The sequence below is a fragment of the Rahnella sp. RcJ3 genome (genome assembly GCF_009498575.1).
Taxonomy (GTDB): Bacteria; Pseudomonadota; Gammaproteobacteria; order Enterobacterales; family Enterobacteriaceae; genus Rahnella; species Rahnella aceris.
In genome coordinates, this window is record NZ_QSNX01000003.1 from 366,563 (window position 1) to 378,234 (window position 11,672).

At 54.1% G+C, this 11,672-nt stretch carries 10 protein-coding genes; 4 read left to right on the forward strand and 6 right to left on the reverse strand.

The genetic code is table 11. From position 1 onward, the window contains the following. Positions 1 to 198: 198 nt before the first annotated feature. Positions 199 to 1,674 carry an amino acid permease gene (locus tag DXU84_RS06435; protein ID WP_013574668.1) on the reverse strand — a complete coding sequence of 492 codons (1,476 nt, stop codon included), beginning with the start codon at positions 1,672 to 1,674 and terminating at the stop codon, positions 199 to 201. A 131-nt stretch (positions 1,675 to 1,805) separates the two neighbouring features. Further along, positions 1,806 to 2,678, reverse strand: a complete 873-nt coding sequence (gene yieE, locus DXU84_RS06440) for a DNA-binding transcriptional regulator YeiE (protein WP_013574667.1) — start codon at positions 2,676 to 2,678, stop codon at positions 1,806 to 1,808. A 188-nt stretch (positions 2,679 to 2,866) separates the two neighbouring features. Between yieE and DXU84_RS06445 the strand changes: the two genes are divergently transcribed. After that, positions 2,867 to 3,973, forward strand: a complete 1,107-nt coding sequence (locus tag DXU84_RS06445; RefSeq protein ID WP_013574666.1) for a YeiH family protein — start codon at positions 2,867 to 2,869, stop codon at positions 3,971 to 3,973. 90 nt (positions 3,974 to 4,063) lie between these two features. Further along, positions 4,064 to 4,930 (forward strand): deoxyribonuclease IV, encoded by an 867-nt coding sequence (gene nfo / locus DXU84_RS06450; RefSeq protein ID WP_013574665.1) that lies wholly within the window; start codon positions 4,064 to 4,066, stop codon positions 4,928 to 4,930. 106 nt (positions 4,931 to 5,036) lie between these two features. On the opposite strand, the gene fruA is transcribed toward nfo, so the two are convergent. From fruA to fruB, 3 genes are read right to left on the reverse strand one after another with little or no spacing between them, the layout of a single operon-like run. Further along, entirely contained in the window at positions 5,037 to 6,737 is a 1,701-nt protein-coding gene (gene fruA / locus DXU84_RS06455; RefSeq protein ID WP_153375124.1) for a PTS fructose transporter subunit IIBC, read from the reverse strand. Between the two features lie 15 nt (positions 6,738 to 6,752). Then, entirely contained in the window at positions 6,753 to 7,688 is a 936-nt protein-coding gene (gene fruK, locus DXU84_RS06460) for a 1-phosphofructokinase (protein ID WP_013574663.1), read from the reverse strand. After that, positions 7,685 to 8,815: a fused PTS fructose transporter subunit IIA/HPr protein gene (fruB, locus tag DXU84_RS06465; RefSeq protein ID WP_037036140.1), complete on the reverse strand. Its 1,131-nt coding sequence runs from the start codon at positions 8,813 to 8,815 to the stop codon at positions 7,685 to 7,687. Before fruB ends, fruK begins: the two co-directional genes overlap by 4 nt. A 463-nt stretch (positions 8,816 to 9,278) precedes the next feature. Between fruB and DXU84_RS06470 the strand changes: the two genes are divergently transcribed. Then, positions 9,279 to 10,493, forward strand: coding sequence for a sugar efflux transporter (locus DXU84_RS06470; protein ID WP_112151183.1), 1,215 nt, complete (start codon positions 9,279 to 9,281; stop codon positions 10,491 to 10,493). Here DXU84_RS06470 and DXU84_RS06475 read toward each other — a convergent pair. Continuing rightward, complete coding sequence (locus tag DXU84_RS06475; protein ID WP_013574660.1) at positions 10,490 to 10,744, reverse strand: YkgJ family cysteine cluster protein; 255 nt, start codon at positions 10,742 to 10,744, stop codon at positions 10,490 to 10,492. The two genes, DXU84_RS06470 and DXU84_RS06475, sit on opposite strands and share 4 nt — an antisense overlap. Before the next feature lie 244 nt (positions 10,745 to 10,988). Between DXU84_RS06475 and yeiP the strand changes: the two genes are divergently transcribed. Continuing rightward, complete coding sequence (yeiP, locus tag DXU84_RS06480; RefSeq protein WP_015696520.1) at positions 10,989 to 11,561, forward strand: elongation factor P-like protein YeiP; 573 nt, start codon at positions 10,989 to 10,991, stop codon at positions 11,559 to 11,561. The last annotated feature ends 111 nt before the right edge of the window (positions 11,562 to 11,672 follow it).

An 11,672-nucleotide genomic window follows, 5' to 3' on the forward strand; every position in this document is an offset into this window, starting at 1 on the left:
GGGAGAACATGTTCTGGGGTTCCCGTAGGAAGGAAATAAATGATAATAATTATCAATGTGTTTTGCAAAACCTATCAGACATTCAAAGTAAACAAGGGCGTAACAAAGCATGACGTAATGGGTCTCCTGGCGTGAATCGCAGGCATGAAAAAGCGGAGCCTGAGCTCCGCTTTTCAATGCCATGGAAATCGGGGTCTGTTACTTATCGACGTGATCCGGGAATTCCATTTCGCTGTATTTCACCACTTTAGTGCCTTTGCTCAGCTTGTAGCCGAACCAGATGATCAGGAACAGTGGCAAGCCAATGTAAGTCGCCGCTACGCCACCCCAGTCAATGGTGTCTTTCAGGAATGCCTGATAGTTCTGGCCCAGCGTAATGATCAGACACAACACAAAGGCGAAAACCGGACCGAACGGGAAGAAACCTGACAGATAAGGCAGTCTCTTCAGATCACGGCCCTGTAAGACATAACCGCGACGGAAGCGGTAATGGCTGACCGCAATCCCCAGCCAGGCGATGAAACCGGTCATGCCCGACGTGTTCAGCAGCCACAGGTAAACGGTCTGATTACCAAACATTGAGCTCAGGAAACACAACGCCGCCACGATAGTGGTGGCATACAGCGCGTTACGCGGCACACCCCCTTTCGACAGCTTAGCGAATATGCGCGGCGCTTTGCCTTCGCTCGCCAGGGTAAACAGCATGCGGGTTGAGGCGTACATTCCGGAGTTACCGGCTGACAGTACCGCCGTCAGGATCACAGCATTCATTACCGCCGCCGCTGATAACAGACCCGCATTACGGAATACCAGCGTGAACGGACTTACCGAGATATCGCCGACTTCATTACGCAGCAGGTTCGGATCGGTATAAGGAATGATCAGGCTGATCACCAGAATCGCCAGAATATAGAACAGCAGAATACGCCAGAAAACCTGACGCACCGCGCGCGGAATATTCTTGCCCGGATTCTCAGATTCGCCCGCCGCCACCCCGATCAGTTCAGTGCCCTGGAAGGAGAAACCGACAATCATCGCCACGCCTATCATCGAGGCAAATCCGCCTGCAAACGGCGCATCCCCGATGGCCCAGTTATGCCAGCCCGCCGTTTCAGCACCGCGCATAATGCCGGTGATCATCAGGACGCCAACGGCGATAAAGATGATGACGGTAACCACTTTGATCAGCGAGAACCAGTATTCCGCCTCGCCAAAACCGCGCACGGAAATGTAGTTGAGCAGGAAAATCAGACCAAGGAACAAGGCGCTCCAGATCCAGCCCGGTGTGTCCGGGAACCAGTAATTCATCACCAGTTGTGAGGCCACCAGGTCAACCGCGATGGTGACTGCCCAGTTGTACCAGTAGTTCCAGCCCAGTGCGAAACCGAAGCCTTCTTCAACATAACGGGAGCCGTAAGTGGAGAATGAACCGGAAACCGGCATGAACGCCGCCAGCTCACCGAGGCTGGTCATCAGGAAGTAAACCATGATGCCGATTAATGCGTAGGAAAGCAGTGCACCACCCGGGCCTGCCTGGGAAACTGTCGCACCTGATGCAACGAATAACCCCGTACCAATTGAACCGCCTATGGCGATCATCGTTAAGTGACGTGCCTTCAGCTCGCGACGCAGTGTGGGAGCCACCTGCGTATTTTTTGTAGGTTGTTGAGCCATTTTTTCCCTATATCCGCTCGTCATGTGCAAATTTAAGCGCGGATTGTAGCAAAACCTGCCGCTCTGAATAGCAGGAACGACCTGTTATAAGACACCTTCATAACTGGCCGCAGATCATTAGTGAAAGACCGTTATTGGGCTTCGCGACAATAGGTTAGAAAACGTGATAATGCGCCGGAGATATGTTTTTGCCGGTGATGAATCAGGTAAAGCTTACGCACCAGCGGCGCGACGGGCAGCCGGATTTCCACCAGCGAACCGCTGCTCAGCTGCTCAGAAATCACCCGCCGCGAGAGGCAACTGATCCCGATGCCATGCCTTACAGCGTGCTTAATGGCCTCGGAATTCCCCAGTTCCATCACCAGGTTAAAATCCGGCAACTGAGGCAACAGCAGATGATCTAACACCTCACGGGTACCGGAACCGCGCTCGCGCAGGATCCAGGGTTCACGCGCCAGCGATTCCAGCGAAACGACCCGCCCTGCCAGCGGATTTTCCGGCGCGACAAACACCACCAGTTCATCATCCAGCCAGGGCTGGGTGATCAGTTCCGGCATCTGACACGGGCCTTCGATCAGACCGAGATCGACACGAAAATCCGCCACCGCGTTAATAACATCATTGGTATTACCGACATTCAGCTCCAGCGGCGTATTGGGGAAATCCAGGCGGTAATCCGCGATCATCGCCGGCAGCATATAGTTGCCGATGGTGCTGCTCGCGCCGATGCGCAGCGAACCGTTATCGTGATTGAACAGTCGCTCGATTTCGCCCGCCTGTTCGAGCAACGCCAGCGCTTTCGGATACAGTAAACGCCCATGCTCATTAATTACCAGCCGCTTCCCGACACGGTCAAATAACTGCACGCCAAGCTGCCCTTCGATATCGGCCAGCGCCGCACTGACCGCCGATTGTGATAATGAAAGCACAACCGACGCCTGCGTGGTCGAACCGCTTTTCAGCACCTCGGCGAAAACTTCAAGTTGTCGCAATGTTATGTGCATAAATGTCCCGCTATTCTCACGCGCCTGACAGCACGCTGTGCTTTAAGTATAGACCCTTGCCTTGCAGGCCTCTTTTGAATGAAGGTTTTATACCAGTTTTACAGCTAGGTTATAAAGTAATAATCTATTTCATTTTTATATAAGCGCGGCGTAGCCTTGTTTCATCACTCCTGAACGAGGAACGGACAATGAGTACACTTGCGCTTAAAAATGAAAATAAAAAGACGGCGGATAAACACCCTTTACCCCATTTGTCGGGCTTTGGCCGCGTGTTACCCGGGCTGGCGCTGACCGGTGTGATCACTGCACTCGCGCTCTGGCTGAGCGATATTCCTGCACTGAGTCATCTCGGCCTGAGCGCGCTGACGCTGGCGATTGTCATCGGCATGGTGGTCGGCAATACGGTATATCCGGCTGCAAAACCCTGGTGCGAAGACGGCGTGACGCTGGCGAAACAACGTCTGTTGCGTCTGGGGATTATCCTTTACGGCTTGCGGCTGACCTTCGCACAAATCGCCGATGTCGGCGCGACCGGTATTGTGATCGACGCGCTGATGTTGTGCTCCACTTTCGCCCTCGCCTGCTGGCTTGGACAGCGGGTGTTTAAACTGGATCGCGATACCGCGATGCTGATTGGCGCAGGCAGCAGCATCTGTGGCGCAGCGGCGGTGATGGCGACGGAACCGGTGCTGAATGCCAAAGCAGAGAAAGTAACGGTTGCAGTCGCCACTGTCGTTATCTTCGGGACAGCCGCCATCTTTCTGTATCCGTGGTTATGGCATCTGAATGCGCAGTATCACTGGCTGAGTTTTACCGCTGCTCAGTTCGGCATTTACACCGGTTCGACGGTGCACGAAGTGGCGCAGGTCGTGGCGGCCGGTCAGGGTGTCAGCCCGGATGCGGAAAACGCGGCAGTGATCGCCAAGATGATCCGCGTCATGATGCTGGCACCATTCCTGCTGCTGCTCTCTGGCTGGAAGTCACGTAAAGAGGTACAACAAGGTGGCCAGAATGCGGGCATGCGCAATATAACTATCCCATGGTTTGCCCTGCTGTTTATTCTGGTGGCAGCATTCAACTCGCTGAATATTTTGCCACACAACTGGATCCCGGCGCTGATTACGCTCGATACCGTGCTGCTGGCGATGGCGATGGCGGCGCTCGGGCTGACCACCCACATGAGCGCACTGCGTCAGGCGGGGCTTAAACCGATGCTGCTGGCGGCGTTGCTGTTTATCTGGCTGATTGTCGGCGGTGCCGGTATCAACCAAGTGGTTCAGCATCTTTTTGGCTGATATTGCTGCTTTTAACACTTCAGTGCTGCGCCTCCTGCCCGGAGGCGCTATCATTTGTCCATAAACGCGATGAATAACTGAGGAGCAAAAATGAAGTTTGTGGGAGCACACGTGAGTGCGGCCGGGGGTGTCGATCAGGCGGTTCTGAGGGCACACGAGCTGGAAGCCACGGCTTTTGCGCTTTTCACCAAGAATCAGCGTCAGTGGAAAGCCGCACCGTTGCCGGAAGACGTCATCGAAAAATTCAAAGTGGCCTGTGAAAAATACGGTTACCAAAGCAATCAGATTTTGCCGCACGACAGCTACCTGATTAACCTCGGGCACCCGGTGACTGAGGCGCTGGAGAAATCCCGCGAGGCGTTTCTCGATGAGCTGCAACGTTGTGAACAGCTGGGCCTGTCGCTGCTGAATTTCCATCCGGGCAGCCACCTGATGCAAATCGAAGAAGATAAATGCCTGGCGCTGATTTCTGAATCCCTGAACATTGCGCTGGATAAAACCAAAGGCGTGACTGCGGTTATCGAAAACACCGCCGGTCAGGGCAGCAATCTTGGCTTCCGCTTCGAGCATCTGGCCAAAATTATTGAAGGCGTGGAAGACAAAAGCCGCGTTGGCGTCTGTATCGATACCTGCCATGCCTTTGCGGCAGGTTACGACCTGCGCACGGCAGAAGAATGCGAGAAAACCTTTAAGCACTTTGAAGAGGTGGTTGGTTTTCAATATCTGCGAGGGATGCACCTCAACGACGCGAAAAGCGAGTTCAACAGCCGCGTTGACCGCCACCACAGCCTTGGTGAAGGCAATATCGGCAATACCGTATTCAGCTGGATCATGAAAGACGCGCGGTTCGACGGCATCCCGATGATCCTCGAAACTGTCAATCCGGATATCTGGAAAGATGAAATCGCCTGGCTGAAAGCGCAGCAGACTGCCGAGAATGACGAAGCCGCGGCGTAGTTTTTACCGTAAATTCCGGTCGGCTCCCTCCCCTGCGAAGGGAAGGCGCAATAAAAAAGGCGCGACATTCACATGTCGCGCCTTTTTGTTTTTTAACGATTTACTGTTATGCAGCAGCTTTCGCGGCTACCGCAGCATCTGAACGTTTCAGAATCGCGTATGCGCCACCCGCCAGAACCGTACCGGCGATAATCGCCACCAGATAACCGAGAACCGGCGTGATTGCACCTGGGATCAGCAGTACGAACAGACCGCCGTGTGGTGCCATCAGTTGTGCGTGGAATGCCATCGACAGCGCACCGGTCAGTGCACCACCTGCGATACAGCATGGCAGAACACGCATCGGGTCACGGGCCGCAAACGGAATCGCACCTTCAGAGATAAAGCACAAGCCCAATACCAGCGCCGCTTTACCGCCTTCACGTTCGCTTTGCTCGAACTTATGACGCGCCAGCAATGTCGCCAGCCCCATCGCCAGAGGTGGCACCATACCGGCAGCCATGATGGCGGCCATTGGTGCGTAGACGGAAGAACTCAGCAGTGCCACACCGAACGCGTAAGCAGCTTTGTTCACCGGGCCACCCATGTCGGTACACATCATCGCACCGAGAATTGCGCCGAGCAGTACCGCATTGGCTGTACCCAAAGATTGCAGCCAGGCAGTCAGACCCGCCATGATTTTAGCAACCGGCGTACCGACCACGTAAATCATCACCAGACCGGTAATCAGACTCGCCACCAGCGGAATAATCAGGATAGGTTTCAGCGCTTCCATACTTTGCGGTAATTTCAGCTTGCCGCTGATGGCTTTCGCCACATAACCCGCCAGGAAACCTGCGATGATACCACCGAGGAAGCCAGCACCGGTGCTGACAGCCAGCATGCCGCCGATAAGACCCGGCGTCAGGCCCGGACGGTCAGCGATAGAGAAGGCAATGAAACCGGCCAGAACCGGCACCATCAGCGCGAAGGCAGAAGCGCCACCGATTTGCATCAATGCCGCCGCCAGCGTGCCTTTCACTTCAAAGGCTTTGATACCGAAGACAAATGACAGTGCGATACACAGACCACCCGCAACCACCATTGGCAGCATGTAAGACACGCCGGTCAGCAGGTGACGGTATGGGCCTGCGCCGCCCGCTTCTTTCTTCCTGGTGCCCGTCGCTGCGCCCTGAGATTTTGGCTCAAACACTTCAGCTTCAACCAGCGCCTTGTCCAGTTCCTGTTTGGTCTTTTTCAGTGCCAGACCGGTAGACGTGCGGTACATCGGCTTACCGGCAAACTTCGCCAGATCCACTTCGATGTCAGCCGCGACAATCACCAGATCGGCCGCGGCAACTTCTTCCGGTGTAATAGCATTGCCTGCACCTACAGAACCGCGGGTTTCAACTTTTACCCACCAGCCACGTTTTTTGGCTTCAGTTTCAATCGCTTCTGCAGCCATAAAGGTGTGTGCAACACCGGTCGGGCAGGCAGTGATGGCGACGATACGTTTCGGGCCGCTGGCTGCCGGAGCGGCAACGGCTGCCGCAACAGGTGCGACATAAGGTTTAGCTTCAGCCACAGCGCGTTGCAGGAAAGCCTCCGGATCACGGACTGCATCAGCCACATTACCGGTATAAATATTTTTGCCAGCCAGCGCAGGTTCGTTTGGCACGGTTTCACAGGCCACAATCACTACATCAGCGTCAGCGGCCTGTTCGGTCAACGAGTGGCCTGCTTTCGCCGCAGCAGCAGCGAGCAAATTTTTTGCCAGTTGGCTGCGAGCCTGTCCCAGCGAACTGTCTATCATCAGCAGCATTTTCATTCTGACTCCTGCGGATTAAAAGGGTTTCAGATCAACACGGGCCATCATCGCCGCGAGTTGCGGACGATCGGTGACACCGACATTACTCTGGCTGACAGCCAGGGCAGCAACAGCAGTGGCCAGTCGTAGCGTATGTTCACTGGATTCACGCATCAGCAAACCGTAGATCAGACCACCGACCATGGAATCACCAGCACCCACGGTGCTGACGACTTCACAGGCTGGCGGTTTAGCGATCCACGCACCGGAGGCGTTAACCCACAATGCACCTTCAGCACCCAGAGAAATCACCACATGGGCGATCCCCTGATCACGCAGGGCATGCGCGGCTTCTACCACGTCGCTCAGTTCCGGCAATTTACGACCAGCCCAGATTTCCAGTTCACGGCGGTTAGGTTTCACCAGCCAGGGCGCGGCTTTCAGACCGGCAACCAGCGCTTCACGGCTGCTGTCGAAGATGATGCACGGGCACTGTGCGCGCAGACGTTTCATCCAGTCGGTGAAAGCGTCAGGATCAACACCCGCTGGCAGACTGCCGCTGACGGCAACCATGTCGAACTGGCCCAGCCATGACAGGGAATCCGTTACGAAACGTTCCCAGTCAGCAGGCGTGACGTTGAAGCCGGAGAAATTGAAATCGCTGACTTCACCATCTTTTTCAGTCAGTTTGACATTGATACGGGTGCGGCCATTAACCACCTGGAAGCGGTTCGCAATACCCAGATCGCTGAATAACAGCTGGAAGCCATCCTGATTTTCTTTACCGAGGAAACCGCCAACGGTGACATCGATGCCGAGATCTTTCAGCACTTTGGCAACGTTAATCCCTTTACCTGCCGCGTGCAGGCCGGTGGTTTGTACCAGGTTGACTTCACCCCGTTCGATTTCGGGGCAGTATCCGACCAGATCATAGGCCGGGTTTAAGGTAATTGTGGCGACCCGACGGCTCATGCGCCCTCCCCAAGACCTTCAGCAATCGCTTCACCGATGGTTTTTAATGCCAGCTCTGCATCCTCACCACTCGCGGTAAAACGCAGGTGGTGACCTTTTTTCACGCCCAGCGCCACGACTTTCATCAGGCTGCGGCCGTTGGCAGGTTTACCACTGCCATCAAGATTCGTTACCGTGATTTCGCTGCTGAACTGCTTAATAACGTTCACCAGTGCGGTACCCGGACGGGCGTGCAAGCCGTGTTCGTTACGGATAACGTATTCAGCGGTCAGCACGTTGGCTTGTTCTTCGACTTCGCTGGTCAGCAATGCCAGCACACCGACGGAATCTGCCGTCAGCAAGCGTTCAGCTTTGTTGGCAATCAGCAAATCACTGAGGTAGTTCAGCACATCGAGCGGCTGATCGTCAGCAACAGAAATCGTCAGCAGCATGGAGACTTTTTCGCCATCCAGATCAAATGCCTGCTGTGCACGGCTTACCGTTGCAGCACTTTTCAGGTTGCCTTCGGTGCTGTCGCTCAGCCAGATGCCCTGCCCGAGGTTCAGCGGTTTACGGCTGATCACATCGCTGACAAAAGCGGTATCGACAGCGCCAATCTCTTTCAGGCGGCCAGCGTTCAGCGCCTGTAACGTGATCAGGTTTTCTGCGGCCACATCGACTGCGATCAACTGGCTATCAAACAGGAATTCAGCCGCATTTTTTTCGCCCATCAGCAGGCTGCGTAATTCTTCAGCGGAATCTGTTTTTGCCAGGCGATCAGCCACGCTGTCGTCACTTAAGACGTGCGTCAGCTGACGCAGCAAACCGAGGTGTTCATCAGAACGAGCTGCGATGCCGATCACGACATATGCCGTCTGGCCTTCGCCCCAGGTAATCCCTTGCGGAAACTGGAAAACCTGCACACCGGTATCAAGCACCAGATCACGGGTATCTGTGGTGCCATGCGGGATTGCGATGCCGTTGCCAAGGTAAGTAGAGGTTTGCAACTCACGCGCCAGCATGCCGTCTACATAACCTGCGCTGACGCGACCGGCCTGAGTCAGTGCTGCTGCAACCTGGCGAATAGCGTCCTGCTTATCGCTGGCAGCCGCACCGAGATGAATATCTTGCTGTGACAGTTGGAACATAATTCTCCTCTCCTGCTGAAATTGAATCGTTTCAGCTTTACTGAGAAAAAAGGAGCGCCATCAGATTTCAGAAGAAAAACCGACAACGCTGAAACGTTTCAAGAAGTCTCAATCCGGCCTGTATTTAAATCAAGCTTTCCCTGATTTTGCGTAACGATTTTTTGATGTTACGCACAGTTTCCTTTCTGAGAGCTTTCCGAAACGGATAACTTAACGCAAATGCTGAAGTCAGGCTGACGAAAAATGCTGACGCAAGCTGCCCCCTTCTCTGCGGACAATATTGCGGTGAAGACGCGACGCCTCACCCGGTCATTTTTGACACAAAGTGCGGTTTTATTATTCAGTATGGCAAATTCACTGTGGTTTACATTTTTGATGATCAAAACCTGTTTTTGTTTTTTTTAAACTGTCGTAACATTCGCGCAAATTTCGTCCCCTCCTCTACTTCTGGTTCACTTAGCTAATGCGAATTTCTACAACGTCAGCCCGCCGTTTACCCGACATGACGTCAACTGCTTTTCTGATCATCGCCTTCCTTACCGGCATTGCAGGCGCGTTACAGACCCCGACGCTCAGCCTGTTCCTCACTTCTCAGGTTCACGTCAGCCCGTTTATGGTGGGTATCTTCTTTACCGGCAGTGCCGTGATTGGCATCTTCGTCAGCCAGTTGCTGGCGACCTGGTCTGATCAACGCGGTGACCGCAAAACGCTGATTTTGTATTGCTGCATTCTGGGTGCGCTGGCTTGTGTGCTTTTCGCCTTTAACCGTAATTACTTTATCCTGCTGTTCATCGGCGTTTTGCTGTCGAGCTTTGGTTCCACAGCGAACCCGCAGATGTTCGCGTTAGCACGGGAGCATTCCGAAAAAACTGGTCGCGAAGCCGTAATGTTCAGCTCCATTTTGCGCGCACAGGTTTCGCTGGCATGGGTCGTCGGACCGCCGCTGGCCTTTGCCCTGTCGATGGGCTTTGGTTTTACCTTTATGTACTGCGCTGCCACGCTGGCTTTCTTGCTGTGCGGCGTGATGGTGTGGATGTTCCTGCCTTCGATGCCCAAGGCGCACATCAAGACCACCGCCACGCTGGAAGCACCACGCCGTAACCGCCGTGATACGCTGATGCTGTTCATCGCCTGTTCACTGATGTGGGCAGCAAACAGCATTTATCTGATCAATATGCCGCTGTATGTGGTGCGTGAACTGGGTCTGCCGGAAAAACTGGCAGGGGTACTGATGGGCAGTGCAGCCTGTCTGGAAATTCCGACCATGCTGATCGCCGGATATCTGGCTAAACAGTTGGGGAAACGCTTCCTGATGCGTTTCGCTGTGCTGGCGGGGGTGATTTTCTACGGCGGCATTCTGTTTACTACCGGTGCGGCAATGCTGATTGCTTTACAGTTGCTGAACGCAATTTTCATCGGCATTCTGGCCGGGATCGGCATGCTGTATTTCCAGGATCTGATGCCAGGTCAGGCGGGCGCGGCCACCACGTTATTTACCAATTCAACGCGGGCGGGCTGGATCCTGGCCGGTTCGCTGGCCGGGGTGATCGCCCAGTTCTGGACATACCATGCGGTATTTTATGCCGCACTGGCGATGGTGATTGGTTCGGTGTTATGTATCTGGAATGTGAAAAACGTCGATAAACCGGCGGAAGACGTGCCTGCGGCGGTGATTTAAGGCGCGGTATCTGCCTCAAGCTGAATCAGATAAGTCAGCGCCTGGTCGCGATGTGTAAAGCACATTTCGCGGCTGGCCTGCAGGCTGGCGCAAACTTTCGGACGCAGTGGTGAGGTGAAAATCTTACACAGAAAGTTATCAGCCAGCTGAACACAGCGCGTATTGGCAGGCTTTCCGTCTGGCATTCCCGGGATCGGGCTGGAAATTGAAGGCGCTATGCAACAGGCTCCGCAATCAGTACGACAGTCCATCAACAGCCTCCTCAGGCCTCATTTTGAGCCGCGACAATAGCAGGCAGCGTAATGCGCCACCAGCGAAATATTTACGACTCTTTAACACGATAACCCGAACATTTTTCATACCGGCAGGCGAAGCGCAAAATATGCGTCATAAAGCGGATTTTCGCGACTCTTTTTACGCTATCTGCTTGCCTGAAATCAGCGGCGCGGGTAACGTGTCGCAAATTATTTATCTCTCTCCTGACAGGTTATTTATATGGCACGTGCTAACGAAATTAAACGCGGCTTCGTTGTGAACTACGACGGCAAATTGCTGCTGGTAAAAGATATTGATGTTCAGAGCCCGAGCGCCCGTGGTGCCAGCACCTTGTACAAAATGCGTTTCGCTGACGTTCGTACTGGTGGCAAAGTGGAAGAGCGCTTCAAAGGCGACGATATCCTGGATACCGTTACCCTGACCCGTCGTAAAGTGAACTTCTCTTACGTTGATGGTGACGAATACATCTTTATGGATGACGAAGACTTCACGCCCTACACCTTTAATAAGGCGCAGATTGAAGACGAACTGCTGTTCATCCCTGAAGAAGGTTTGCAGGGCATGCAGGTTCTGACGCTGGACAGCCAGCTGCTGGCGCTTGAAATGCCGCAGACGGTGGATCTGGAAATCGTGGAAACGGCACCGGGCATCAAAGGCGCTTCCGCCAGTTCCCGCACCAAACCTGCGGTCATGAGCACCGGTCTGAACATTCAGGTTCCTGAATACCTGAGTTCTGGCGACAAAATCCGTATTCATATCGCAGAACGTCGTTATATGGGGCGCGCGGATTAATCAGCGCCCCGCTCTCTGCTGAAAGGAACGCTGCGGCGTAATGCCGGTCACTTAAGGTGACCGGCATTGTTTTTTAAGGGATATTTCGACCTTTTTTCTCTCACTTCCCTG